The sequence below is a fragment of the Verrucomicrobiota bacterium genome (genome assembly GCA_039027815.1).
In the GTDB taxonomy this organism is placed as follows: Bacteria; Verrucomicrobiota; Verrucomicrobiia; order Verrucomicrobiales; family JBCCJK01; genus JBCCJK01.
On the sequence record JBCCJK010000014.1, the window covers coordinates 1 to 24835 of the forward strand.

Sequence of the window (24835 nt, forward strand, 5' to 3'; positions counted from 1 at the left end):
ATACCAAGCTGCAGAATTGGCTGGTAGAATGGCCGAGTGAATTTCGGGCCAGACCAAGGCGCGACGAGGGCGCGGTGCAGGCACCGTAACCGAGGAGCAACGCTGGGCTGGCTCGAAAGACACCGGCTCTTCCTTCCCCGCGCTTCAGCGCCTCTTCCCCACAACACCCTCCCTCCATTCTACCAGTGAATTCTGGAGGTTGGTATAAATCCTAAATCCCTCCTTCCCCAATCCGGATTTGAATGCTGTAGTCCCCCGCCGCTCTCATTCAGAAATCGGCCCCCAGCCATCGACAAGCCAACATGACGGATCACCCGGAAGTCCGCAGTCTTCGCCAAGAAATCCTTCGCGCTCGTGAGCGAGTCTACCGCTTCGGCAAAAGCTCCCCTCTGGAAGCCTTCCCCAACGGCGGGAGCGAAATCTGGGTGAAACGGGAAGACCTCTGCCCCGTGAAATCCTACAAATGGCGAGGGGCCTGCAATCGCATGGCTCTCCTCTCGCCCGAAGAGGCCCAGAGAGGCGTGGTAGCGGCTTCCGCGGGCAATCATGCCCAAGGCGTAGCCTTGGCCGCGGCCGCCCTCGGGATCCGGGCGCGCATCTTCATGCCCCGGACCACGCCCGCGGTCAAGCAAGAGGCCGTCCTCCGGCATGGTGCCGGCCGGGTGGAAACCGTGATCGGGGGCGATTCCTACGACGACGCCTTGCAAGCGGCGCTCGCCGAAAGTCGCCAAGAACACACCCCTTACATCCACGCCTACGACGACCCCCTCGTGATGGCAGGGCAGGGAACCTTGGCTGACGAGATTGTCCTCTCGGGCCGGGGGCCCTTCGACATCGCTTACCTCCAGATCGGCGGTGGCGGCATGGCGGCCGGCGTCTCCACCTGGCTGCGGAGCTATTGGCCCGCCATCCGGCTCATCGGGGTGGAAGGCGAAGGCCAAGCCTGCACCAAGGAAGCCTTCGCGGCGGGCCAACCCGTCCCCCTGGAGGAAGTCGACCTCTTCTGCGATGGCACTGCCGTGCGCCAAGTGGGGACCCACACCTTCCCAATCCTCCGCGAAACCCTCGACGAAATCGTGACCGTCAGCAATGAGGAGGTGGCCGGGGCCATTCGCTCCATGTGGGATGGCTTGCGGGCCATCCCCGAGCCGGCTGGAGCCATGGGCCTGGCGGCCGCGCTCCGAGACCGCAGCGCTCACAAAGGAAAACGGGTCTTGGTCATTCTATGCGGAGCCAACTTGGACTTCCAGCAACTGGGCGATCTCTCCTACCGCACCAGCGAAAAAGGGCGCCCTCTTCGCCATCTCCGCATCCAGATCCCCGAGCGAGCCGGCAGCATGCTGGCCCTGCTGGACGAATGCTTCGCGGGAGTCAGCATCCGACAATTCCTCTACGCCAAAGACGACTCGCAAAAGGCCTGGCCCATCTTCGGCCTGGTGGCGCAAACGGCCGCCATGACCGAAATGACTAGGCAGCTGGATGCCGCCAACTATTGCTGGGAAGACATCACCGGGGCAGAAGACATCGCTTTCCGAGCCATCTCACTTCAGCCGGACCAGCTCTCTTACCCCACCCTCCTGCGGCTCGACTTCTACGAGCGTCCGGGCGCGCTCCATGACTTCCTCTCCGCCACCGTGCGAGGAAAGGCCAACATCGCCTACTTCAACTACCGCTACACCGGCGAGCGAGTCGGCCGGGCCCTTCTCGGCCTCGACTTTGATTCCGCGGCCCATCGCCGTGAATTCCTTGAGGCCCTGCCCGAAAGCGGGCCGGGCGTGCGCTCCTGTCGCCCGCTCGATCCCGCCACCGCCCAGCGCATTCTCTCCACGGCAAATGTTTGCTAGTTGGCCCATTTGGCCCCACCCAAAAGAGTGAAGTTTTGGAAGCGCACCGCCCTCTGCATTCTGGCACTCGAAGTCCTCGGCAATGCCAGCGGCCTCCTGACTTTTTTCTCGCTCGAAGGCTGGTATGACAGCCTGGAGCGCCCCCCGGGCACGCCGCCCAACGGCGTCTTCGGACCGGTCTGGCTGGTGCTCTACGCCCTTATGGGCGTGGCCCTCTCGCTCGTCTTGGACGGGCGCAACACCTCTCCCGAGCGCAAAAGCGCGCTCTCCTGGTTCGGCATCCAGTTCGGCCTCAACCTGGCGTGGACACCCATCTTCTTCGGCCTCCGCCAAATGACCCTGGCCTTGATCGTCTTCATCTTGCTCTTTGGGGCGGTCGGCCTCACGCTCCAGCGCTTTCAGGCCGTCCGGCCCCTGGCAGCCGCCCTTCTTTGGCCCTACTTCCTCTGGTTGGCCTACGCCCTCTACCTCAATGTGGGCTTCGTTTGGCTCAACCGCTGAAGCTTCGTCGGCCTTTCACTCCGGGCGATTGACCCTGGAACCTTTCCGCGTAGGGTGCTCGCCCTCTCGATCCATGCAGTGGCTCTTCCAAAAACTCTTCCGCTTCCGCGAATCGGTTGGCGAGCAGCGAGGCGGTCGGAACGCAGCAGAAATGCCCTTCCTCGATCACCTGGAGGACTTTCGGAAGATGATCCTCCGGATCGTCATCACCCTGCTGGTGACCACCCTGCTCTGCTTCGCTTTCAAGAATCAGCTCATGGCCGTGATGCGCGCTCCCATCAATCAAGTGTGGGAGCTGACGCAGAACAAAAAAATCGCCGAGATCCAAAAGGAACTCGCGCGCGAGTTCGATGCCGCCCAGTGGACGGCCGCCCGCGAAAGCGCCCGCGCCCTCGAGGCTCTCAGTGACGAGGCCCGCGCGGCCTACCTCGCCCAGCTGGACGAGACCGGCCGCTTCTTGGTCGCCACCGTCGTCCTGGCTCGCGCCGTCGAATCCCTCCCGCCCGAAAAGCGCCAGGCCTTCCTCGATGGCATTCCCGAGCTCGACTCGCAGACCCGCCAACAAGTCGAAGCCATCGTTCGCACCACCCTCCCGGTCGAAACCGGCGGCCGGGAAGACCTCCGCATGATGGGCGCCTTCAACCCCACCGAGGCCTTCATGCTCTCGCTCAAGCTGGCCTTCTTCGCCGCCATCGTGCTGGCCTTCCCCCTCGTGCTCTACTTCATCATGGAGTTCATCTTGCCCGGGCTCCATCTGCATGAGCGCAAGGCACTCTGGCCCGCCCTCGCCATTGGCTTGGGACTCTTTCTGACCGGGGCCCTCTTCGCCTACTTCATCGTCCTCCCGCGGGTCCTCGAGTTCTTCCACGGCTGGGGAGAAGACATGGGCATCGCCAATGAATGGCGGATTGGCTACTACATCACCTTCGCCACCCAGTTCACCCTCATCTTCGGGCTCGCCTTCGAGCTGCCCGTGGTCGTCATGACCTTCGTGAAACTAGGGCTGCTTGGCTATGAGACCATGAAGAACACCCGCTCCTACGCGGTGCTCATCATCTTCGTGGTCGCCGCCATCATCACCCCCACTCCCGACGCCCTCACCCTCCTCCTCTTGGCGGGCCCGATGTATTTCCTCTACGAACTCTGCATCTGGCTGACTTGGAACCTCCAGCGCAAGGACCTCGCCCGGGCGGCTGAGCAAAAACAAGCTTGGGCCGAGCGCGAAATCCGAACCCCCCAGATCGCCGCCGCCTCCCACTTGGGCCAGCCAAAGGCCTCCCACGAATCCAAGGAAGAGGACCAAGCGGAGGAGGAAGGGTATGGGTATGGCTACGACGTCGACGACGAGGAAGAAGACGACGGCCAAGTCGACCTCAGCCCCCCTGAGCTCGAACCAGACCCCAAAAAGGAACCCCCGGCGGACGACCCCACCCCACCCGACCCAGCCCCTCCCAAGTCCTAAGACCCATGACTGCGCCCAGCTCTGACGAAGCCTCCCTCATCCAAGTCCGCCGCCAGAAACTGGCCAAGCTCCGCGAACTCGGCGTGGACCCCTACGGCCAAGCCTTCGCCACCACGCACCAGCCCGCCGCCCTCAAAGCAAACTTTGCTGAAGAACTGGAAGTGACCCTGGCCGGGCGCATGACCGCCCTCCGGGACATGGGCAAAAGTCAATTTTTCGTCATCGGCGACATCCAAGGCGGCATCCAATGCTACCTCAGCAAGAAAGAATGCAGCGAGGAAGAGTGGGCCATCTGGAAGTGCCTGGAGCGGGGCGACTTCGTCGGCCTGACCGGCAAAACCTTCCTCACGCGCAAAGGAGAGCCCACCGTCCACGTCCGCCACTTCACCCCCCTCACCAAATCCCTGCGCCCTCTCCCCGACAAATGGCATGGCGTGGCCGATCGCGAGCTAAAATATCGCAAGCGTCACCTCGACCTCCTCGGCAATGAAGCCAGCGCCCAACTCTTCGTCCTGCGCTCCCGCATGCTGGCCGAAATCCGGGCCTTCTTTCACGAGCGAGACTTCTTTGAAGTGGAAACGCCCATGCTGCATGACGTGGCCGGAGGAGCCGCCGCCCGCCCCTTCGAGACCCACCACAACGCCCTCAACATGCCGCTCACCCTGCGGATCGCCCCGGAGCTTCACCTCAAGCGCTTGCTCGTGGGTGGCTTCCCCAGGGTCTTCGAACTGAACCGAAACTTCCGCAACGAAGGCATCTCCCGTCGTCACAATCCCGAGTTCACCATGCTGGAGGCCTACTGGGCCTACGCTGACTTCGAGATCATGGCCGAACTGGTGGAAGAACTCGTTTGCCACTTGGCCGAAACCTTCTTCGGCACCCTCCAAATCGAACACCAAAACGAGGAAGGAGAAGTGCTCCGCACCATCGATCTCACCCGTCCTTGGAAACGCGCCCCTTACCGCGAGCTGGTGGAAGGCGTGGCCGGAAAAGACTGGTTCGCCCTCTCTCCCGAAGAGCGCCGGACCAAGGCCCAGAAAGAACTCGGCCTGGAAATCAGCCAGGCCCTCCAAGACTATGAAGTGACCCAGCAAGTCTTTGAAAAACTGGTCGAAGAAAAAACCTTCGACCCCTGCTTCGTGACCCGCGTGAACCAGGAACTCATCCCCCTGGCCAAGCTCAGCCCAGGCCAGCCGACGGTCGAAGTCTACGAACTCCTCATCAACGGCCAGGAAATCAGCCCCGGCTACTCCGAGCTGAATGATCCCGACGTGCAACGCGAGCGCTTGGAACACCAAGCCGGGGGCGAAGAAGAGCAGAAGGTCGACTACGACTTCATCGAAACCCTCGAGCAAGGCATGCCCCCCGCCGGAGGGATTGGCATCGGCATCGACCGCCTCATCATGTTGCTGACCGGCGCCCCCACCATCCGCGACGTCGTGCTCTTCCCGCAACTGAAGCGAAAGGAAGATTGATCCGCACCACCAAACTTGAAACTCCCTACCGAGGCAGCAGCACTTCTTCGGTTTCCAAGCCGGTCAGCTTTTTCAATCCACTGAGGAGCTTCCACATACCAAACATCAGGATCGCCAAAATGGGCACGCCGATAACGAGAAAGCCCCACCCAGTCAAGCGACCGACCGCCTCATTGTAATCGACCCGCGCGGTCTCGGACGTCGTGTCGACCTCACCCAGAAACCAGAGCGCCAAAAAGAAATTCATGGCCGCACTCAAGACGAAGGACCCCGTCATGAGGAGCGTTCCCGTGAAAAGGAGCTTGCGGTAGTCGGCATCGCGCCCGGCCTCTTTCACCTTTTGCTCAATCTTCTTCACGTCGAAGAGGTCGGGATTGTAGAGAAAGACCCGCACCAGCGGGGTGGCCGTCCGGTGGGAAAAGAAAATGGCCGCCCCCAGGACGAGCGGGATGAGGGCTTCCTTAATGGCAAAGAGAAGGGCCGCATTCCCATCGATGGTGCCATCGTCCTTCCAAACATAAAGCGTGATGCCTCCGCTCAAAAGCACGCTCACGAAACCCAGGATGGAAAACGGATTGAGCTTCCTCTGTTTGATGAAATCCCAGAGGCCGTAGCCGAGCGGCATGGCAATGGCCACCGCCATCCCCCAAACGGGCCCAATCTGCCAAACCTTGCCCTCCTCCTTGCTGAGGAAACTCAAGGCCACGACCGGGATCAGGACGTTGATGAGAATGTTCGCGAGCGGGTTTTCCTGCTGGGTGCTGCGAGGGGGCGGGGTGGACATCGTGGGAGAGGTTTCGGGTTTCTGTGTTCAGGTTTCGGGGAGGGAGGGGGCCGCAGATCTGTGCTCAAACCTGACACCCGAACCCTGAAACCTCTCTCTCAAACCTTCCCGAAAATCGTCTGCCCCGTGGAAAGAAGATCGTCGCAGGCCTTTTGCAGACGAGCTGCCAGGGAGATTTCCGCTTTTTTGAGGTAGCTGCGGGGATCGTAGGTCTTTTTGTCGCCCACCTCACCGTCAATTTTCAAAACCCCTTCAATGTTCTCACACATGTGCTGCACGATGGGGCGAGTAAAGGCATATTGCGTATCGGTATCGATGTTCATTTTCACGACCCCATAGCCGAGCGTTTCCCGAATCTCCTCTAAGCTGGAGCCGGAGCCTCCGTGAAACACGAGATCCATCTCCGCCTCCGCACCATACTTGTCGGTCACGGCTCGCTGGCCGTCCTTGAGAATGGTCGGCTTGAGCTGGACGGCCCCCGGCTTGTAGGCCCCGTGCACATTGCCAAAGGTGGCCGCAAAAAGAAAGCGCCCCAGCGGATGGAGAGCCTCATACACCTGCACCATGTCCTCCGGCGTGGTGTAGAGCTTTTCGGCGGGCAACCCGGAGGTGTCATGCCCATCTTCCTCTCCCCCCACGCAACCCGCTTCCACCTCCAGGATGATATCGAGTTCATTGCATTCCTTGAGCAGCTCCTTGGACTTCTCAAGATTCTCCTCGAGCGGCACGACCGACCCGTCAAACATATGGCTTTGGAAAAGCGGTCCGGAACCGGCCGCGAGCCGCTCCCGCGAAGCCTGCAAAAGGGGCTTGAGGAAGGAATCGACTTTGGCGGGATGACAGTGGTCGGTATGCAGCGCCACCAAAACATCATATTTCTCAGCCAGCTTGTGAACGGCTTCCGCCAAGACGATGGCCCCAAAGGCGGCCTCCTTCACCTCGCTTCCAGAAGCGAACTGGCCCCCGCCGGTGGAAACTTGAATGATGCCATCCGACCTGGCATCCGCGAACGCTTTGAGCGAACCATTGATGGTCGGGAGCGAGGTCACATTGATCGCCGGGTAGGCGTAGCCGCCCTCTTGAGCGGCAGAGAGCATGGCGCGGTATTGGGCGGGCGTGGCGACTGGCATAGGGGCTAGTAGCAGAAGCTCCTCGCAAGGCAAGAGCTCCCTCGAGCCAAGACCGGAAAAACCAGCCCCCGGGGACGGATTTCCCGTTGGCTGCCGCTCTCGCTCGTGATACGCACTCCCCGCCTATGTCCTCCCGCCTCCTATTCCTTCCCTTGCTGGCACTCATCGGGGCTGCCACCCTCCCCGCCACTCGCTCCCAAGCGCAAACCGAAGAGCCAACTACAACGCAGGAGGCTTCCGCAGAAGACCTCCCGGTCGAAGAAGAATCGGCCTCGGAATTGACCGACGAATTGACCGATTCGAGCGAGCCCGTTCGCCTCAGTTTCAGCGACACCCTGGAAGCCGCCGAAGCGGGCGAAGCCGAGGCCCAATGGCGGCTGGCGCAGATGTATCAAGAAGGCGCGCTCGCACCCGTCTCCCTGACCCAAGCAGAGCGTTGGTATCGCTCAGCCGCAGAGCAGAATCATCTACCTGCCTTGCGAGATTTGGCCCAATTCCTCATGGCCACCTCCCAGGAAACCAGCCGCTTTGACGAAGGCATCGGCTTTCTCGAAAAAGGGGCCGACCTGGGGGACACCGCCGCCATGGTCCGCCTCGGGCAAATTTACCTCAATGGGGTGGGGCGCGACCGTGACACCGCCCTCGCCAAGAAATGGTTCGAGCAAGGACGCGAACTGGGAGACCCGGACGCCGTGCTCTACCTTGGCCTGATGCGGGCGGAAGGGGTGGGAATGGAAAAAGACGCCGAAAAGTCCCTTCAAGAGATCACCCAAGCCGCGGAGAAGGGCTCGGTCTTGGCAGTGCAACACCTCGCCAACATCTACCTCAACGGCACGGGCGTGGAAGCCGATGAAGCCGAAGCCCGCAAGTGGCTCGAAAAAGGCAGTGAGCTGGATTCCGCGCAATCACTCATCGCCCTGGCCCTCTTGGAAGAACGTCAGGAACCAGCCGACTATGAAAGTGCCGTCGCCCACCTCGAACGAGCCGCCCGCCTCGGCAGCGCCACCGCCCTCAACAAGCTCGGCTACTACTACCAAAACGGACTCCACGTAAGCAAGGACGAGGAGCAAGCGCTGGCTCACTTCCGAGAGGCAGCCGAGATCGGACTGCCGGTGGCCATGTTCAATGTGGGGGTCTTCCTCGACAATGGCCTGGGGACCGAGCGGAATGCCTCCCAAGCCAGCGAATGGATTCAGGCGGCCGGCTTGGCAGGCTACGTCCCCGCGCAGACCGAAATGGGACGTCGCTATCGCGATGGCGACGGAGTCTTACGGGACCCCTTGGCAGCGGCGGCTTGGTTCGACCGCGGCGCCCAATCGGGCGATGCCAACTCCATGTACAACCTTGCAGTCGCCCTCGAAACCGGACAGGGGATGCAAACCGACCTCGAACAGGCCATCGCCCTCTACCGTTCGGCCGCCGAGGGCGGGCAAGTTCGCGCCCAAGCCCGCTTGGCTTACTTTCTCTCCGAAGGCCTGGGCGTCGAGCCGGACCTGGCCCTGGCTTACGAACTGGCCTCTCGCGGAGCCGAAATCTCGCCGGAGAGCAAGCAACTCATGGAAGCGATCGAACCGCGCCTGACAGCGAAAGATCGTGAGCGACTAGAAGAACTTCGCAAAAATCGCCCAAGCCAAGGGCCGTAAAGGCCGCAACCAATCCTGCCCGGCCGGGTTTCACCCGCTGTCATGCACCGCATCTTCCTGGCACTCGGCCTCCTGCTCCCCTTCGCCCCGCTCGCCTGGGCGGAAACAGAGGAATCGCAGCGGCGCGACCGCCCGAAAGGCCCGCCGCCCGGACCCCGCGGACCCTTGGGCCTCCTGGCAGAGCGGGAGCGCATCCCGCAAGGCCTCCTGACCGAAGAGCAAGCTGACCTCATCCGGAGTGCCCTCCGCCAGGCTCACGAAAACCCCGCCGTCCAAGCCGCGGTCCAAAATGCCCGGCAAGCCGGAGAGACGTTTCGGCAAACACTCCTGGCCGTGGCCCAAGAAATCGATCCCGACGTGGCCCAGCAAATGGATCGCCTCCACCGCCCGCTCGGCTTCGGCCCCCTTCACGAAAAACGCAAGCGAAGCGAGCGATCCGGCCCACCCTCCCCGCCCAGCGGTCGCCCTCCTCTTCCGGAAGAGGCCAACTCCGAGCGGCCCCTCCCCCCGGGTTCCCCCGGACTGTGGAAAATCCGCCAGCTGATGAAGCAAGTCCGGGCCGACGAGCGGACGGTCGAAGCGCAGGCCGCCATGAAATCCAGTTTTGAGCGATACCAAGAAACGCTCAAGGAAACCGTCCAAGCGCAAAACCCGGAAGCAGCTGAAATCATGGCGAGCGTGCGGGAAAGCGTCCGCAGCCAACGAAAACGAGAACGCCGGGACCCTCCTTCAGAACGCCCTCGCCTCCGAGGCCCAGAGGACCGACCCTAGGGAGCCACGAGCAGCCTCTCGTGAAGAAGCGAAAAACCTTGCCGCCCTCCCCAAACCGGGCATCTTGCTCGCCCGGGTCACCCCAGTGGCCCCTCATCGAAGCGCCCGTAGTTCAATGGATAGAACGACGGTTTCCGGAGCCGTAGATAGAGGTTCGATTCCTCTCGGGCGTATTGCCATTTATCAGGGAAAATCCGCTGACAATCAGGGTTTTGGGGGCCTCAACCGTGCTCCGAGACCTGACTAGAGCGGACTAGAGCGGACGTGAATTATGGTTACCTATTTGACACTCGTGGTAACTCGACGTAAATGAGTTACCACACACCTCAAAACCCACCACCACCATGCCCACTGGAACCCGCATCGACACCCAATCTCATGACGTGGGAGGCACTAAAATCGTCACCTGCCGTTACCAGCTCCCCACCGGAAAAATCAGCCCTTACTACCTGGACTTCCGCGACCCAGCGACGCGGAAGCGGGTCGTCCGCAAAACAGACGCCACCGACCGACGCCTCGCGCTGGAGCGAGCCAAAGCCGCCCTCCGCGCCGCGATAGAGGGCAAATGGGCAGCCCTCGACGCCACCAAATGCCGCCAGGACGCCACCATGGCCGATCTCTACCGCATCTACCTCAACTCGGACCTCCGCCGCTCTAAACAGAGCACTGCAGAGGACGTGGTGCGCACCGTCCGCGCCAGCCTGCAGGCCCTCGGCATGGACCCCCAGCGCACCGCCGCCACCGCCATAGGAGCCGAGTACTACAAACGCCTCGTCCGCCACTACAGCCCGACCGGAGCCATTGACCTCGCCACCCGCCACCCAGCCCATGGTGGCATAAACACTCGCCTCCGAAAACATGCACAGCTATTTGCTAGGGCAGTGCTCACCGAATACGCAGAGGCCGGGATTGTGCTCCACGTGGAACACATGCACCCGCCATTCTACCTCCCCGAGCAGCGCGGGAAACAAATGGCGGACGAACACACCCTCGCCCGATTCCACGCGGACCTCGAAACCCTCGCCACCGAGCGCCCCGAACTCTACAAAACTATTGCCCTCGCCCGCTACGCCGGACTGCGCCGGAGCGAGATCGACGCCGCCCGCACCGACTGGCTTCAACGCACCTCTACCGGACACACCATCATCGCCATCAGCGATCGGCCGGCGGAAAATTACTACCACAAAACCGGCCACCGTTACGGCCCGCGCATTCTCAGCGACGCGCTAGTTGCTCGCCTCCCCACCCAGCCCGGACAACACCTCGTCACCCCCGACACACCGTATGCCCGGAAAACATGGACCGAGCGCGAGCCACAGCGCTGGCTGCGTCAATACTTCCCGCCCAGCCTCACCAAAATGCCGCTGCACTACTGCCGCTTCCTGCACGCCGAAGACGTTCGCGAGCAAGAACGGCAGTGGATACTCGCCAACGAAAGCGCCGACAAAGCCGCCCAGCACGCTCTCGGCCACACCACCAGCCGCACCACCAGAGACCATTATAGCGCTTAAAATAGGCAATTTTACACCGGGGTGGCCAGACCGAAAAAAACTTTAATTTTTGTCTAGACAGAAACCAGCGGGTGTGTTATTATAATTTCATGCGTCGGAGGCAATGAGGCCCCGAGTAACTAACCAAAACAATGACAATAACAGAAATGATTGCTCGCTCCACCGAAACCATGAGCCTGGACGACGCCTTGAGCGACCTGCCGAGGATGCACGCGGAGGAATTGGAGGCGCATGTCAGAAATAAAGGCGTCGCTGGGGTGCATATCTGGGTCCTCCACCGCGAGGGCGCCGCCTATTCTCTGTTTCCTGGCGAATCGGAGGAAGACATGGCCCCGGCGGACATTGGCGAAACGTCGCTGGAAGAGCTGGGAACCGTGAAAAAATTGGTGGAATGACTCCCCACGAATACCGCGCACTCTGCGACAAAAGCGGCCAACTCCCCCGAGGAGCTGGCCGCGCTCTTGGGCATCGGGCGCGCCGCACGGTTGAGGCGTGGCGCTCAGGCGCGGCGAATCTGCCTTGCTCCCAAGCCTTAAGGATCGCCGAAAAACTTTCGCACGCGGAGGCGGAGAACCTTAAATAAATCTGCGAACGTAAAGACAGTTATTTTCCAGCATGGCGAGACCGAAAAAAGACGAATCCGAGAAAGGGCACAAGCGCGTGATTCGCGCGACACATGCGGAGTGGGAGGCGTGGGAGGTGGCTGCGGAGAGCCGTCAGACGAATCGCTCCGCGTGGCTGCGCGGGGTGCTCAATCGGGCAGCGAAACGAAGTGCGCAAAAGAAAGTTTAATTTTTGTCTATACAAAAATAAACAAGTGTGTTACTATGTTTCCATGTGAGGGCAATTCAGCCCCGCCCAAACAGAAAACAAACCGCCGCCGGGGGCTTGCCCGGTCCTAAAGAAAATGAACAGCATAACTACCCATTTTGAATTAATTGCGATTCTTAACGACGACCCCAACCGTGAGCTGCACTTACACCTGGAACGTGACTGTGGAACTCACTCAATTTCTTTTTTCATTTCCACCGAAGACGCCAAACTCGCTGAAGGGGTCATGAACACGGAACTCAACGAGGAAGGCGACTACGTAGAAAAATTAGCCTGGGCAGTGCTCGTCGACTGTTACGGCCACTTCGACACCATAACCGAATACGACTCGCTCGTTGCTGGAACCAACCCCGGCACTGTTCGCGCCATGAGCATATGATAGAATCGGACACCACGTCCAGACCGACCCGGCGGTTCCGGGAACTCAAAGAGAAAGAGACTAAAATGAGAACAGTAAAGTATTGGCTTCGCCAGCTTATCCTAGCGGCGTGGGCAATCATCGGAGTGCTCGGCGTCATTGCCTTCGCAGGCTCGTGGATACTGGAGGAAGCTCCTAACTGGAACATGCTCGCGGAAGCAGGGATATGCCTCCTGCTCAGCAATCTGTTCTACCCCGAACGAAAGGAGGAGGCGTGAAGTCCCTTGACTTCACGCAATACCGGGAAACCTCCGGTTGGCGTCCCACCTTGGAACTCATCGCCTCCCGTGCGCTCACCCCATGGGCAGCGCTAGGGAACCTCCTCGCCCGCCTCGACACTCGGCACCTACCTGTCATCCCGCCTGCGCAAACTGCGCCCGACATGACCGGCTGGAAAGCGCCTGATGAGCCCAAGGCACCCCGCCGCAGCGGCCTCGGACGCGGCCTTGACCTTACCAAAGGCCGCAGCCGCCGCCTCCGGCTCGTCCGGTAAATTCGGCACCCGCCAAGCCCTCTCTCGCCTCGCGCGACGGAGGGATTATCGCTACTCACCCAACCCCCGCAGCAACTCCGCTATTGAATCCCGCCGCTTTTTGGGCAGCCCCAAAAGCTCTCGCTTGGCATCATCTCGCGCGTAGCGATCGAGCCGCTCCAGCGCTCCTTGCAGCAGCGCAGCATCGTAGCCGCGTAGCTTCTGCAGCCGCATGAGCGTTTGCACGTTCTCTTTGCGTTTCTCGCCCACCTGCTTGCTGAATTCATAGAACTCTTCTGGCGTCATCGCCCCTTCCGAAATCCGACCTAGATGTTCCAGCATCATCCGCTCGCGTTTGGTCACATAGCTCGGCACCACCCGCTGGTTCTCCTCTATGCCAGGAAAAAATAGATTATTCTCCGCCATCCACCGCAGCTCTGGATCGGTCGTCCGGCTGCTCGTGAATCGACTCAGCCCCGGCACGCGCTCCAGCGTGTTTAGCCGCACCGGCTCGCCGAAGACATTCAGCGCGGGCCGCGTGCCGAAGCGCTGGACAAAAGGCAAATCTTTCCACAGCAGCTCCTGCATTTCCAAGCTGTTGCGATCCACCACCTCCGGATTCGTCAGACGACCAATATCTCGCAGTAGCCCCTGTGCAGGAATCAACCCGCCCGCCGTGCGAAATCCGAAATCGCCCACCGAACGCTTGCCCTCGATCATATCAAACGTCTGTGCCAGACTGGAGAGAAATCCGCTCTCCATCCACGCCTTCGGAGCCAGCCCCACCACATACATTAACTGCTCTGTCGCCTCCTTCTCATCAAATGAATCGCTATACCGCTTGCGATCCATGAACCCACCGATCACCGTCATCGGAATCGCCAAAGGCGTCTCCTTATAGACAAAATACTTGCCGCCGATCTTTATCGAAAAAGGCTTCCAGCCGCTCGCCATCAGTTGCCGCCGCTTGTCCGAGCTATTCGGCCCCATCGCGCTTACCATAAACTCCGGATCGTCCTCATCCACGAAGCGACTCGCTAGCCCGTAGAGAATCCCCGTCAACGCCGAGCCCAACACCGCAGCGCCCGCCCGCTGCCTGCGCTCTAGGTCTGTGAACTTCTCTGTATCGCGCCCCACCACATGCCTGCCCATCGCCCCCCGGACCAATCCGACCGGTGTGAAATCCATCATCGAGCTAGTCACATTCGCCACCACATTCACAAACGGCACCACCGGGCGCAGAATCTCCACCTTCTGGCCCTTAATCGGCAGCACCGCTGAAGTTACCGCCTTGTTGGCGGCATCGGCAATCACCCCCATCAACCCATCCGGTCGCTGCGTGTACGTCACAATGTCACCAAACCTGCGCCCCTCCGCCCGCACCTCTTCCGGGCGCTGTGCCTCCAGAATCTCATACGCTCGTCTGCGTTCCAAATTCCGCCGTTCTGAACGGCTCAGATCCTTTGATTCAATTGCCCGCACGTCCGCCTTTGCCTGCGCCAATGCCGCATCCTGCTTGGTCCGCGTCCCATACATCTGGTCCGCCACCTCCGCAGCGAGAGCACCCCCACGCATCCCCCGCTTCCGCGCTGCTCGCGTCAGCGCCAGGGCCGATTGCCCTTCCATCGCTGAGCGCCAGAAGAATCCATCCGCCGCCTGCATCGCCCGGAAAACCCAGCGCCCCAGCGCCACGAAATTCTTGACCCGCCCCTTTAAGCTCTTGTCATCCGGATTGTAAACTAGCTCCAGCACCCCCTGCTTCGGCACCTTCCCCTCCTGCTTCACAATCTGATCCCCCCGCAAAGCCGCCGCCGCATCGCGTAGCGCCGGATTGCTCGCCCCCTTCAGCATCCCCCGCAGCATCTGCCAGGACTCGGCAGGCGCAGTCGTCAACGCCGAACCCAGCGTCCGGGAAAACAAATTGAAGCCCGAACCACCGATATTCACCGCCTGCGTGCTCATGCCGGACAGGATATTCGCATACCAATAGGCCGTCAGCAGCTCCGAAGTCGGAACCCCATCGACGCGCGCCAGCTCCGCCAGCATCCGCTGCGTAGCCCGCATTTTCAGCACACCCTCGGGAGCGTCTTGCACTTCCGCTTGCAGCTCGCGCACCCGCTTCTCCTGCTCCGGCGTCAGCGGATCGCCCTCCTTCGGTTCAGCCCGCTTCATCAGCCGACGAAACTGCCGCAGCATCCCTTCCGGCGTCATCCGCCGCCACATCGCAAACGCTTGGATTCCCTGCCCCAGCTCCGTGCCATAAGCACTCAACTCTGTTCCCAAATCCTCTTCTAGAATCTTGAGACTTTCCGCCTTTTGCAAGCTCTTCGCATCGCCCGCCTTCTCCAGCGTGCGGATCTCCGCATCCAGCTTCAGCATCGCCTGCTGGCCCACCGCGATCCGCATTCGGGGCGATAAATCGCTCTCCGGGTCCAGCGCCTGCTCCACCGCCTGCACCACACCCACCTCCTCCAACTTCGCATTCACCTCCGCCTGCGTGTCCTCGTTGGACACCGGCACATACTTGTCATTCACAAAGCCCCGCCGCACGTCAGGGTGCAGTCGCTCATCGGCAGCCAGCCGAGCCCCAAAGCCTCGGTCCTTGAACTCATTGGCATTGGCCGCACCCGGCCCAAGATTTTGTGGAGAACGCTGCTTCGGGCGACCCTCCTGCTCCCGCAGCCGAAACTCCTCCCGCATCGCGGCAATCTCCTCCGGAGAACTATCCCGCGTCATCCGCCGCTGCGACTCCTCCACCACACCGGCCAGCTCCTCCTCAATACGCTTCTTGGAATACGACTTCCAATGCAGCCCCAACTGTGACTCCTCGCCCCACGCCAGCAACTCCTCCTTCGTAGAACCCCGCACCGCGTCCCGCAGCAGCTCCACATCGGACGCCCGCAGAGAAGCCCCGAACGCCCGCTCCCTTACCTCCTTGAAAATCTCCCCCGCAGAACTCACCGCCTGCTCACTTCCCGGCAACTCCTCCGTCAACTCAGTTTCCAAATTCCCTTGGGTTGCCTCCGGCTCCACCGCCTGCTCCTGCTCCCGCAGCCGAAACTCCGCCTGCATCGCCGCAATCTCCTCCGGAGAACTATCCCGCGTCATCCGCCGCTGCGACTCCTCCACCACACCGGCCAGCTCCTCTTCAATACGCTTCTTGGAATAGGACTTCCAATGCAGGCCCAACTGCGAATCCGCACCCCAAGCCAGCAGCTCCTCCTTCGTAGAACCCCGCACCGCCTCTCGCAGTCGCTCCACATCGGACGCCCGCAGAGAAGCCCCGAACGCCCGCTCCCTTACCGCCTTAAAAATCTCCCCCACAGCCACGCCCGACCGCTCACTCGCCGCCAGTCCTCCCGTCAACGCCTGCTCTGAATTGCCCCGAATCGCTGCCTCAAGATCCGCCGCGCCGCGGGCACCATCATCCGATTCGCGCCGACTTGATTTATTTTTCCATGCATCCAAGCCCTCGCCCGACCCGCGAGCAAAGCTGCCGACCAAGCCACCCACCAGCAGCTCCCGCAGTCGCCGCTTCACATCCTCCAGCTCAAACAACTCCTCATCCGCAAACCACCGCGTCAGCGAATCCAGGTATTGCCCCTGCGTGGCCTCCGTCGAACCCTCCGCCAAGCCCGCCAAAGGCACCGCCGCCAGCCGCTCCTTGAGCGTCCGCCCGGCCAACTTTTTACTCTTCCCAAAAATCGCCCCCAAAGGCAAGCGCTCCAACACAATTGATCCCGCCGCGCCCAACGTCACCGCCATTGCACGTTCTCCCTCGCTCAGCTCCACCCCCAGCCGTTCGGACTCCCCATCCACCGTCGTCGCCGCCTCATTCATCGCCACCCCCCCCAACACCACAGGCAAGCCCTTTGGCACCTTACGCGCCACTGCCATCGCCCCGATCTGCCCCAGCCCGGCCGCCACCTGGCCACTCCAATGCTGCCGCTCGTAGTCCGTCACCCCGCGTTCCACACTTGCCTCAATGCCCTCGCGAATGGCTTTTCGAGAACCCTGCGCCGATTCGCGTAAATTGTCTGCCAGAATCCCTGCCAAACCCATATCCCCGCGCACCGTCTGCGCATCCTTAATCTCTTCCAAAACCGCACTTGCCTCCGCCCGCCGCGCTTTCTCTTCCTCCGTGAAGCTATAATCCTCCCCAGAAACAAAAGCCTCCGCAAAACCCGTATAATCATCGGCCGCAGCCGCCCCGCCCGACACTTCACCCGTGCGCACATCCACCGTCACAGGCTTTGTAGAAGACAGCCCCGCCGCCTCCCGAAATCTTTTTTCCCGCGCCTGTTCCGTACTCCGGAGCGCATCTCGCGCCCCCGTTCTGCGCACCTGCTCCTCTGGCGTCGCCCGCATCTGCTCGCGCCGAGCCACCTCTGATACCAGCCCCGCAAATTCGTGGCTCGCAGGCACCACCCCCGCCAGCGCCTCTACAAAACCACCCGCCGCCAGTTGCGCCTCATCGAGGAGCGGCACCGCATTACCGGTATTGCCCGCCTCCTCGATGGACGCATTTTGTGGGTTGGGTAGGGTAAAATCAATCCGTCTGGCAAACTCGCCAAACTCCATATCCGAGTAAAACTTCGCATGCAGGCGACCCGCCAGATCCTCATCCGTAAGAGCCTTATATTGCGGATACCTCTCCCTGAACTCTGCCAACTTCATCGCGCATTATTCCAAAATTCCCAGCGGATCATTCCCAGCCGCCTGCTCATCCGCCTTCACCGCCGCCTTCTGGCGTTCCCTCACAACCGGCAGCAGCATCTCCAGCATCGCCCCCGAAGCCACCGGATCATTCGCCACGCTTTGATACCGCTCCACCTCGCTAGGCTCTAAATACGCATTCATCGCCTCCAGCAGCCCGCGATTCTCCGACACCAGCCGCTGCGAAGCCTTCGCCGTATCCGCCAGCCGCTCCTGCGCCCGTGCCGCCGTCGTCTGTTCCTCCCCAAACAGCCGCAGCGTCGCCTCCAGCGCCGCCGGATTGCCCTCCACCGCCGCCAGCCGCTCCGCCGGCAGACCCAGCACCTCCGCTTGCCCCAGCAAGCCCTCCAGCTCACTCGCCCGCGCCGCCTCCTGGCGTCTGTCAAGCTCCCGCGCACTCAGCGCCGCGCGATGCTCCGCCCCCGCCCGCTGCAAGCCCGCCGAATGGCTCGCCCGACCGCGCATCAAGGCATCCTCCATCAAAGCCATCTCCTGCTTACGCATCATTCCCGCCTCCGCCAGCTTCTGGCCCGCCAGCCCACGCAGTGCACCAATACTCATCCCCTCCGCCTTCGCCAGCGTCTCCGAATCACCTTCCGCCAGCTCCTCCAAAGACGCCAACAGCTCCTCCCTTTCCTCCCGCTTCGCCGCCCGCTCATCCCTCCCCTGCTTAATTTGCCCCCCCAGGTTTGCCAAGGCATTGCCTAGAATTTGACCGCTTCGATTCTCAATCATCACGAAAAGATCCCTCCAAGAAGTGAAATACCCCCACCCAGCAGCCCCGCCGCATTGTTGGCGCTTTGGCTATCCGCAGAAAATTGCTGATTCCGGCTAAACTGATCCCGATCACTCGCCAACCCCAACAACTGCGAAAGATTGACCGGCTCCGTCCTCCGCGAAGGATTGGCAAACACCCGCGCCTGCGGATCGTAGAAGTTCGAGACCAGCGAAAAGATCCCGCGGTTCGCCGAATCATCCAGCGCCGTGCGATTCTGATTCTGCCCCTCCACCGCCGTCGCAAACTGCTGCCGCCCCGCCAAGCGCTCCCGGCTCGCCTGCCCGCGATTCAAAATTTCCTCAATCAGACTAGAAGGAGCCACCGCCAGCCCCCGCGCCGAAGCCCCCGCCCGGCTCGCTTGATCCACCTCACGCCGCTCCGCACCGGAAAGCGCCCCCCCCGCAGACAACTCCTCCAACGCCAACGCATTCAGCGCCGAGCCCAGCTCACTCGTGCTATCCGCGGCACGCCCCAACAACCGGTCAGTCGCCGCATCGATCTCCGGCGTCTGCCGCAGCCCCGCCGCATAGCGCGGCCCCAATTCTCGCAAAAGGCCCAACTCGGAGCGAGCCACCTGGCCACTCGTTTGCGCATCCCGCACCGCCGTATCTCGGTTGAGCTGGTTTAGGAGAACATTCAACCCCGGAGCCACCGCCTGCAACTCCGCCGCCGACTTCTCTAGATCCGGCTTCGGCGGATCACTCTTCCCAAAAAGTCCAAACATCTTTATCGCTCCTCTCTAAATATGAATAATATAATTCAACACCAAAGTAGGCTGCACAATATTGTGCGGCTGATTGCCGCCCGCAGCGTTCGTAGAAGCACTTGCAGGATTTGGACTGGGCGCATACCAAGTCACCCCGCTCGTATTCCCATCCGCTTTCCACCCCACAAATGACCCCTCCCGCACAATACCCGCGTGCGTATGTGACGGCATCTGCGCACTGGTCAGCACATGCTGCTGGCCACCACCACCCGTGCCCAAAATCGCCCCATCGATGCCACCTGCACCGCCACTCGTCAAGCGACTCGCAGCACTACCGCCCATATCATCCTTCCCGGCCGCCACGCGGCCACGCAGATCCGGCAGATTGAACGTCGTCGAACCATCCCCCGCACCGTAAGTCGTGCCCAAGGCAGCAAACAGCGCCGCATACGTCGTGCGACTCACCGCCTGCCCCGCCGCCCAGAGAAAATTTCTCGGAAGCGTTGTCCCCGCAAAAGGCATGACCGAGCCCGCCGGTAAAGCCGCCAACCCCGCCAGCCACAGCTCCGCCCCCGCTGGAGCCTTCCACGGTGTCACCTGCGTCGTCCGCTCCAGTTGCGGCTCCGCCAGCAGAATGCTCTTACTGACCGCCGCCAACAGCCCGCCGGACACCTGCACCACCAGCTCGAAGCCCGCGTCTAAGCCCAGCCCCGTCGGATCCACCGTATAGACCTGCCGCAGCCACGTCGCATTGTCCTGCCCCACCAAATCCTCAGACAGCACCTCCGACACATCCTCCTCATCCCCCGCCGTATTGCTCTTGCGCAGCAGCAAGCGAGGCGTCATCGAAGTCCCCGAATTGTTCTTAAAGAAAAAACTCACTGTAAACGAACCCGTCGCCAAAGGCTTCGCCAACTCCGGCGGCACATACTGCCCCACCTCCAGCGTCGTCAGGCCTGTATTGCCGGACACCTGCAGAGACTGATAGCCCAGCGTCCCCCCCACATCGGAAGCATTATAGACCGCCGTAGCCGCCGCCCCCGTAGGACGCGCAAACCACTCCAAAAGCGGGAACGTCCGCACCCCATCCGGACACGAAACCCCCGCCCCATCCAGCGTCTGCCACGTCGAAAGCAGTAAGCCCCCATTGCGGAACAGATTCTGCCCCGCCGCCACATTCGCCGCCAGCGCCTCCACATCCTCCGCAATCAGCTCTCGCGATCCCACGCTCGCCTCATCCAAGCGCCCCGTCGGCTGGCTCGTCTCCGCCAGCTTGGAATTCGTAATTGACTCATCCTCGGTCCAGACCTTGCCTGGCGTAATTGTGATTCCTCCCGTGCTCATCCTGCAATCCTCCGTTGATTTCTGCGTGGCCTGCCATCCACTGACACCGCCCGCAAACCCACATGGCCCTGCTGGCTACTCACCTCGATAGCCACCCACCGACCCACCGCACGGAGAGCAAAACCCTCCGTCGTCTCCTGCGGCAGAAACGCCACCACACCCTCGTGCGCCTCAAAGCCAGCTTCCGCGGCCAGCAAGTGATAATCCTCCCGGCCCGGAGCACCGTAATCGTCATTCGCATTATTCACCTGCCACAGCCCCTTGCCATGCGCCAGGTAGCGCGTGCGATCCCGCGTCTTGTCAGACACCAGAGTCACCACCTCCGCCACCCCATCCGTCAGAAACTTCACCGTGTAGCTCGGCCGCCACGTAGACATACTCACCAGCAGCGAGCGGAAGAGCTTATCCTCCTGCGTCCCCAGCGTGTAGCCTCGCGTCCGAGCCAGACACGCAATTTCAGACTCCGAAGACCCCCGCACATCCGAACGCCCCCAATCCAGCGTCACCACCCGACCATTCGTCCGATCAATCGCAAAGGCGCGACGCTGCCCGTAGTAATCCGTCGCCAGCAGGCGCTGCACCCGATCCTCCGCCGGAAACACATCCACCCCCTGCCACTGCCGCGTCTCCAAATCGTAGACCAGCACCGCATTCGGCTCCAGCGCCCCATCCAGCGGCACCGCCAGCCGATAATACTTGCCCAGCACCATCGCCGAGCAGCGATCCGCCCGCACCCAATTCACCCGGCGCATCACCGCCTCCATCGGATCAGACAACGCCACCGGAGCCCCCTGCACCGAATTCTCCAGCACCTCGGAAACCGCATACACCCCATCACTTGCCAAGAAATACACATCCCCCCCCACATTCACCGCCGTATTCGCCGCCACACACCCCAGCGAGCGAGAAACAATCTCCGCCTGCGCCCCGGACAAATCTCCCGACACCCCCGAAATCACATGCACCGACTGGTCCTTGAAGACCAGCAAATTGTTCCGTCGCCACGGCAGCAGCGCCACAATCGAATCATCACTCCCATCATTCAGCCGCCACTCATTCGCCAGCGGCAGGTAGCGCGTATAGTCCAGCACATCGGAAAAGATGATTCCATCCCGCCCCTGTTGGATGAACAACCGATTCGCCATCACCACCGCGCGGGACGCCGAAGGAATCGCCTCCGTCCCATCCCCCGGGTCTGTCTGATTCACCACCTCGAATTCACCGCCCACCGTGCCATCCCATTCCAAAGGAGCCAGCGCCTCGCCGCGGAACAGCAGCACCGTATCAAACGCCTGCACCAAAAACACCTCCTCCTCAAGCGTCACCCCCGCAGGCAAAGAAACCTCCTTCGGGAAACGCTGATCCGCCAATTGATAAACCCGATCCGCCACCGCCACTAGCAGCCACTCCTGCCCATTCGGATCACTGAAAATCCCCTCCCCGTAAATCGTCTGCCCCGCCATTCCCGCCGGATTAAAATTTCCATGCGTCGCCGAACCCCGCCGCGTCGCCGCCGCTCCCGATTCCAGCCTCAGATTCTGCGCATACGAAAGCAAGCCAGGAGCCAACGCCTGCTCATTCACATCTCGGTAGAGATAGGACGTGCGCAGCATGCCAGGATCGAGCTTCGTATTCACCCCCACAAAGCCGCTATCTACCTCTGGAGTCAGAGGATCATTCGCGCCTTCCGAATGGTTGCGGTAACGATTCATCCGCGCCCCCTCCTGACCAGAGCCGCCGCCAAAACACCTAGCACCACCACACAGCCCGCCACCACCGCCACGCGGGAGACTCGGACCTTGGTTTCCGTCTGCACTTCCACACTCATTCCGGCTCCTCCTTCCCGCGCCAGCGCAGCGAGCCTTCGAGGTCGATCCGTTCCACTCGCTTCTCCACCTCGATGATCCGCTGCCGGTTTTCGACGCCCATCGCCTCAGACCGGCCCACATCCCGCGCCAGCACGTCAATACGCTCCAAGCGAAGCTCCACCGTGTGGACGCTTGATACAACCGATTCCATGCGGCTGAGAAGCTTTTCGTGTCGCGTCTCCGCGCGGTTGTAATAACCCACGAGGAAAAAACCTATGACCGCAATGAGCACTGGCGAAAGCCATCGCGCCGCGCGGTCAATTGTCACAATGTTCTCTGCGGAAATTTTAGGTAGTGTCATCCTGTCCAGGTCGCGTTCGATCCTCGAATATCCGCATGGCAGAACGAGCTGTATTGCCCGATCCCGCCTCGGAAAAATCCCCCCTCGCGCAACTCCATCAGCACGCCAAAAACCTCACGCGGAGACAGGCCAGCCACGCGAGCATCCACCGCCTTGGCCTGCAAATGGAGTGAGTGTTGCGCCCCGCCAACCACTGCATTGTAGCGAGGACTACGGTAGGTGGAGTTGAGCAGGACAGCCTTACCCGTCCGCGTCCGCACCTCCTGCCACACACGCATCGCCCCCGCCAGATTCTCCCACAGCGCCCGCGGCGGCACCTCGTTTTGCGCCCCCTTGCGCTTGTTGCTAAGGACGCGCAGCACCTCCTCGGAAGAAAAATTTGGCAGATCCGGTTGAGCGTCAAACCACTCCGCAAAATCCTTCGGCTCTTGCGCCTCGGAGGCAGGAGCAGGATAGACAACCGCCTCCGGCACAGGAGCCGCGACAGCAGGTGACTGTGTGGGTTGCTCGGAAGGCTGAAAAAAACCACGCTGATAGAGAAATTGCTGCCAAAAGCCCCTCATTCAGTTTCCCCTCCTATAAAGTTTTTCCATTCCTCCAGCACCCGCTCCCGGAATTCCACCGTCTCATCCATGGCGGTATGTTTCACCCCCTCCACCTCAACATACTCAATGCGCGTTCCGCTAGGGTGGCTCTCAATTTTGATGGGCGAGCCATAAGGAATCCCCTCCCTCTGGCGGAACTGCACAACCCTGTCCACATTGTCAGGCAGCTTGATCGATACTCGTTTCGAGAACAGCGTTGAAGCGTTCACAGGCAGCCACGTAGGCAGCAGGCGGTTGCGCCACACCCCATCTGCTGCCACGATCACCACCCGAACCGTGTAGCCAAAAAGTTTACGTAACTCCTCGCAAAACGTCCGCCCGAAATTTCCCAGCCCCCACGAATGGCAAACCAAAAACACTTGCCCAATATGGGGCCGAAACGTGTGCAATTTCCGCGCTAGCTCCTTCGCCGAACTCTTCCAAAGCTGCGGCAGCCGCACCCGCACTCCGGGCGACGCCGCCATCACAGGCTCGAGATCCACATGGAGCTGCCCAATTCCACTCCAGCGAAGATGAGGCTTCTCCGTAAAGCCTGAAGCAAAAATCACCTCGGTATTCCGCAGGCTGTCTGTCATGGTCCTCGCTGCTCCTCCCACGCTGCCAGCAGAGCCGCCTCCTTTTGCACATCACCGCCTTCCCGGGCTCTTCGCATTTCCGAACCCCAGGCCGACTGAGGATGAACCAAAAGCTCAAACTCACGCAAACTTCGCAAACTTTGATCCGAAAGAGCTAGCAACCAAATTGCCCTATCTTGCAAGCCCCCATTCTCTTGAGTGCGCAACTTGGCGGCCTTCGCCCCAGCCTTTTTGCTCTTGTTCTTTACCGAGATCGTCTGAACCTTCTCGAGCTGCCCAATCTTCCCAAGAATCGCCAGCAAATGAAGCCGCTTTTCCAGATTGAACTGCTTTTGCTCTTGGGTAAGTGGTTCTGCTTCGGCATCTTCTATCTCCTGGCTCCAAGCCAGAGAAACAGCAGCCAGAACAACTCCGAGATAAAAAAGAGGTTTCATCAGTTGTCCTGAAACGCTTTGTCCGTGACCCCGTTGCCAATGACGGTGGTCAACCAGTCGTCCTGGGCCTTGTTCCGGCCCTGCACCGCGGTCAGGCCGTTTGCAATCTTCTCCCAAAACGCAAACCTCTCTTCTGGAGTATCTAAATCTTGCTCATACCGCAGGGCCAATTTACGCCACCCCTTAAATCCAAAGCCGCGGTCTGCATAGGCCTCCACTGTTTCTTTGTAGAGCCCTTTGAATTGGGAAGCCACTAGTGACACCACAAATCGGTCATTCATGGGTTCTAGCCCATCGGGCGTTTGGCCAATGAACTCTTTCAGCTCTTCAGCCGTGCCTCCAAAATACCTATAATAATGAGGCGCATACTTTGGGAAATAATCCTTGAAAACTGTCAGCGGCTGCTTGCCGGCCCAGTTAGCCCATTCGGCGTTGAGGGCCCCCAAAACAACAATTCTCCGCTGAGTGACGGTCGCTTCGTCGTAGGGAGTATAAGCGTAAATCTCGGCCGCTCGATCCACCACAGCTTGCGTAATGTCGCCTTGTTTTAGCTTTTGAAAATTGGGCATGTCTTCGATTAGAGCGCGATCTGAATCGAACGTATCTTGGGCTAGTGCGCCAACGGCGCTTACAATTAGAATTGCAATTAGTTGTAGTAGTTTCATT

The 24835-nt window shown here is 60.9% G+C and carries 23 protein-coding genes and 1 tRNA gene; 12 read left to right on the forward strand and 12 right to left on the reverse strand.

Features of this window, described 5'->3' with window-relative positions; translation table 11 throughout:
* Positions 1-302 precede the first annotated feature (302 nt).
* The 4 genes from AAF555_05555 to lysS all read left to right on the forward strand — a co-directional run bounded on the left by AAF555_05555 (position 303) and on the right by lysS (position 5282).
* Entirely contained in the window at positions 303-1844 is a 1542-nt protein-coding gene (locus AAF555_05555) for a pyridoxal-phosphate dependent enzyme (GenBank protein ID MEM6911032.1), read from the forward strand.
* 27 nt (positions 1845-1871) lie between these two features.
* A complete protein-coding gene (locus AAF555_05560) occupies positions 1872-2345 on the forward strand; it encodes a TspO/MBR family protein (GenBank protein MEM6911033.1) in 474 nt (157 codons plus the stop codon).
* 73 nt (positions 2346-2418) lie between these two features.
* A complete protein-coding gene (gene tatC / locus AAF555_05565) occupies positions 2419-3807 on the forward strand; it encodes a twin-arginine translocase subunit TatC (GenBank protein MEM6911034.1) in 1389 nt (462 codons plus the stop codon).
* 5 nt (positions 3808-3812) lie between these two features.
* Positions 3813-5282, forward strand: a complete 1470-nt coding sequence (gene lysS, locus AAF555_05570; protein ID MEM6911035.1) for a lysine--tRNA ligase — start codon at positions 3813-3815, stop codon at positions 5280-5282.
* 25 nt (positions 5283-5307) lie between these two features.
* Here the strand turns inward: lysS and AAF555_05575 are convergent, their stop codons facing one another.
* Complete coding sequence (locus AAF555_05575) at positions 5308-6066, reverse strand: VC0807 family protein (protein ID MEM6911036.1); 759 nt, start codon at positions 6064-6066, stop codon at positions 5308-5310.
* 98 nt (positions 6067-6164) lie between these two features.
* The gene (fbaA, locus tag AAF555_05580; GenBank protein MEM6911037.1) at positions 6165-7196 is read right to left on the reverse strand and encodes a class II fructose-bisphosphate aldolase; all 1032 of its coding nucleotides are present in this window, start codon (positions 7194-7196) and stop codon (positions 6165-6167) included.
* Positions 7197-7321: 125 nt separating this feature from the next.
* Here fbaA and AAF555_05585 point away from each other — a divergent pair, with 125 nt between their 5' ends.
* The 8 genes from AAF555_05585 (at position 7322) to AAF555_05620 (ending at position 12863) form a co-directional block, all read left to right on the forward strand.
* The gene (locus AAF555_05585) at positions 7322-8839 is read left to right on the forward strand and encodes a tetratricopeptide repeat protein (GenBank protein ID MEM6911038.1); all 1518 of its coding nucleotides are present in this window, start codon (positions 7322-7324) and stop codon (positions 8837-8839) included.
* 42 nt (positions 8840-8881) lie between these two features.
* Entirely contained in the window at positions 8882-9610 is a 729-nt protein-coding gene (locus AAF555_05590; protein ID MEM6911039.1) for a hypothetical protein, read from the forward strand.
* 101 nt (positions 9611-9711) lie between these two features.
* Positions 9712-9783, forward strand: a tRNA-Arg gene (locus AAF555_05595).
* A 171-nt stretch (positions 9784-9954) separates the two neighbouring features.
* Positions 9955-11121: a hypothetical protein gene (locus tag AAF555_05600; GenBank protein MEM6911040.1), complete on the forward strand. Its 1167-nt coding sequence runs from the start codon at positions 9955-9957 to the stop codon at positions 11119-11121.
* A 146-nt stretch (positions 11122-11267) separates the two neighbouring features.
* Positions 11268-11516 carry a hypothetical protein gene (locus AAF555_05605; protein MEM6911041.1) on the forward strand — a complete coding sequence of 83 codons (249 nt, stop codon included), beginning with the start codon at positions 11268-11270 and terminating at the stop codon, positions 11514-11516.
* 512 nt (positions 11517-12028) lie between these two features.
* Positions 12029-12331, forward strand: a complete 303-nt coding sequence (locus AAF555_05610; GenBank protein ID MEM6911042.1) for a hypothetical protein — start codon at positions 12029-12031, stop codon at positions 12329-12331.
* On the forward strand, positions 12328-12588 hold the full coding sequence (locus AAF555_05615) for a hypothetical protein (GenBank protein ID MEM6911043.1): 261 nt from the start codon (positions 12328-12330) through the stop codon (positions 12586-12588). Before AAF555_05610 ends, AAF555_05615 begins: the two co-directional genes overlap by 4 nt.
* The gene (locus AAF555_05620; GenBank protein MEM6911044.1) at positions 12585-12863 is read left to right on the forward strand and encodes a hypothetical protein; all 279 of its coding nucleotides are present in this window, start codon (positions 12585-12587) and stop codon (positions 12861-12863) included. The genes AAF555_05615 and AAF555_05620 overlap by 4 nt, the downstream gene beginning before the upstream one ends.
* Before the next feature lie 51 nt (positions 12864-12914).
* Here the strand turns inward: AAF555_05620 and AAF555_05625 are convergent, their stop codons facing one another.
* The 10 genes from AAF555_05625 to AAF555_05670 form a co-directional block, all read right to left on the reverse strand.
* The gene (locus tag AAF555_05625; protein ID MEM6911045.1) at positions 12915-17519 is read right to left on the reverse strand and encodes a hypothetical protein; all 4605 of its coding nucleotides are present in this window, start codon (positions 17517-17519) and stop codon (positions 12915-12917) included.
* 6 nt (positions 17520-17525) lie between these two features.
* The gene (locus AAF555_05630; protein ID MEM6911046.1) at positions 17526-18293 is read right to left on the reverse strand and encodes a hypothetical protein; all 768 of its coding nucleotides are present in this window, start codon (positions 18291-18293) and stop codon (positions 17526-17528) included.
* Entirely contained in the window at positions 18293-19060 is a 768-nt protein-coding gene (locus AAF555_05635; GenBank protein ID MEM6911047.1) for a hypothetical protein, read from the reverse strand. The genes AAF555_05630 and AAF555_05635 overlap by 1 nt, the downstream gene beginning before the upstream one ends.
* Positions 19061-19075: 15 nt before the next feature.
* Entirely contained in the window at positions 19076-20386 is a 1311-nt protein-coding gene (locus tag AAF555_05640) for a tail fiber protein (protein MEM6911048.1), read from the reverse strand.
* On the reverse strand, positions 20383-22098 hold the full coding sequence (locus AAF555_05645; protein MEM6911049.1) for a hypothetical protein: 1716 nt from the start codon (positions 22096-22098) through the stop codon (positions 20383-20385). The genes AAF555_05640 and AAF555_05645 overlap by 4 nt, the downstream gene beginning before the upstream one ends.
* 112 nt (positions 22099-22210) lie before the next feature.
* Positions 22211-22555, reverse strand: a complete 345-nt coding sequence (locus AAF555_05650; GenBank protein ID MEM6911050.1) for a hypothetical protein — start codon at positions 22553-22555, stop codon at positions 22211-22213.
* Positions 22552-23118, reverse strand: coding sequence for a D-Ala-D-Ala carboxypeptidase family metallohydrolase (locus tag AAF555_05655; GenBank protein ID MEM6911051.1), 567 nt, complete (start codon positions 23116-23118; stop codon positions 22552-22554). The genes AAF555_05650 and AAF555_05655 overlap by 4 nt, the downstream gene beginning before the upstream one ends.
* Positions 23115-23735 (reverse strand): hypothetical protein, encoded by a 621-nt coding sequence (locus AAF555_05660; GenBank protein MEM6911052.1) that lies wholly within the window; start codon positions 23733-23735, stop codon positions 23115-23117. The genes AAF555_05655 and AAF555_05660 overlap by 4 nt, the downstream gene beginning before the upstream one ends.
* Positions 23732-24169 carry a hypothetical protein gene (locus AAF555_05665; GenBank protein ID MEM6911053.1) on the reverse strand — a complete coding sequence of 146 codons (438 nt, stop codon included), beginning with the start codon at positions 24167-24169 and terminating at the stop codon, positions 23732-23734. Before AAF555_05665 ends, AAF555_05660 begins: the two co-directional genes overlap by 4 nt.
* Complete coding sequence (locus AAF555_05670) at positions 24169-24834, reverse strand: hypothetical protein (GenBank protein MEM6911054.1); 666 nt, start codon at positions 24832-24834, stop codon at positions 24169-24171. The genes AAF555_05665 and AAF555_05670 overlap by 1 nt, the downstream gene beginning before the upstream one ends.
* Position 24835: the final 1 nt, after the last annotated feature.

What these genes read in the sequence shown, in the direction of transcription:
- AAF555_05575 (MEM6911036.1), bottom strand. Translation starts at nt 6,066, where the DNA reads ATGTCCACCCCGCCCCCTCGCAGCACCCAGCAGGAAAACCCGCTCGCG.
- AAF555_05590 (MEM6911039.1), top strand. Translation starts at nt 8,882, where the DNA reads ATGCACCGCATCTTCCTGGCACTCGGCCTCCTGCTCCCCTTCGCCCCG.
- AAF555_05635 (MEM6911047.1), bottom strand. Translation starts at nt 19,060, where the DNA reads ATGTTTGGACTTTTTGGGAAGAGTGATCCGCCGAAGCCGGATCTAGAG.
- tatC (MEM6911034.1), top strand. Translation starts at nt 2,419, where the DNA reads ATGCAGTGGCTCTTCCAAAAACTCTTCCGCTTCCGCGAATCGGTTGGC.
- AAF555_05630 (MEM6911046.1), bottom strand. Translation starts at nt 18,293, where the DNA reads ATGATTGAGAATCGAAGCGGTCAAATTCTAGGCAATGCCTTGGCAAAC.
- AAF555_05605 (MEM6911041.1), top strand. Translation starts at nt 11,268, where the DNA reads ATGATTGCTCGCTCCACCGAAACCATGAGCCTGGACGACGCCTTGAGC.
- AAF555_05670 (MEM6911054.1), bottom strand. Translation starts at nt 24,834, where the DNA reads ATGAAACTACTACAACTAATTGCAATTCTAATTGTAAGCGCCGTTGGC.
- AAF555_05600 (MEM6911040.1), top strand. Translation starts at nt 9,955, where the DNA reads ATGCCCACTGGAACCCGCATCGACACCCAATCTCATGACGTGGGAGGC.
- AAF555_05655 (MEM6911051.1), bottom strand. Translation starts at nt 23,118, where the DNA reads ATGAGGGGCTTTTGGCAGCAATTTCTCTATCAGCGTGGTTTTTTTCAG.
- lysS (MEM6911035.1), top strand. Translation starts at nt 3,813, where the DNA reads ATGACTGCGCCCAGCTCTGACGAAGCCTCCCTCATCCAAGTCCGCCGC.
- fbaA (MEM6911037.1), bottom strand. Translation starts at nt 7,196, where the DNA reads ATGCCAGTCGCCACGCCCGCCCAATACCGCGCCATGCTCTCTGCCGCT.
- AAF555_05615 (MEM6911043.1), top strand. Translation starts at nt 12,328, where the DNA reads ATGATAGAATCGGACACCACGTCCAGACCGACCCGGCGGTTCCGGGAA.
- AAF555_05625 (MEM6911045.1), bottom strand. Translation starts at nt 17,519, where the DNA reads ATGAAGTTGGCAGAGTTCAGGGAGAGGTATCCGCAATATAAGGCTCTT.
- AAF555_05645 (MEM6911049.1), bottom strand. Translation starts at nt 22,098, where the DNA reads ATGAATCGTTACCGCAACCATTCGGAAGGCGCGAATGATCCTCTGACT.
- AAF555_05585 (MEM6911038.1), top strand. Translation starts at nt 7,322, where the DNA reads ATGTCCTCCCGCCTCCTATTCCTTCCCTTGCTGGCACTCATCGGGGCT.
- AAF555_05555 (MEM6911032.1), top strand. Translation starts at nt 303, where the DNA reads ATGACGGATCACCCGGAAGTCCGCAGTCTTCGCCAAGAAATCCTTCGC.
- AAF555_05610 (MEM6911042.1), top strand. Translation starts at nt 12,029, where the DNA reads ATGAACAGCATAACTACCCATTTTGAATTAATTGCGATTCTTAACGAC.
- AAF555_05665 (MEM6911053.1), bottom strand. Translation starts at nt 24,169, where the DNA reads ATGAAACCTCTTTTTTATCTCGGAGTTGTTCTGGCTGCTGTTTCTCTG.
- AAF555_05660 (MEM6911052.1), bottom strand. Translation starts at nt 23,735, where the DNA reads ATGACAGACAGCCTGCGGAATACCGAGGTGATTTTTGCTTCAGGCTTT.
- AAF555_05650 (MEM6911050.1), bottom strand. Translation starts at nt 22,555, where the DNA reads ATGACACTACCTAAAATTTCCGCAGAGAACATTGTGACAATTGACCGC.
- AAF555_05640 (MEM6911048.1), bottom strand. Translation starts at nt 20,386, where the DNA reads ATGAGCACGGGAGGAATCACAATTACGCCAGGCAAGGTCTGGACCGAG.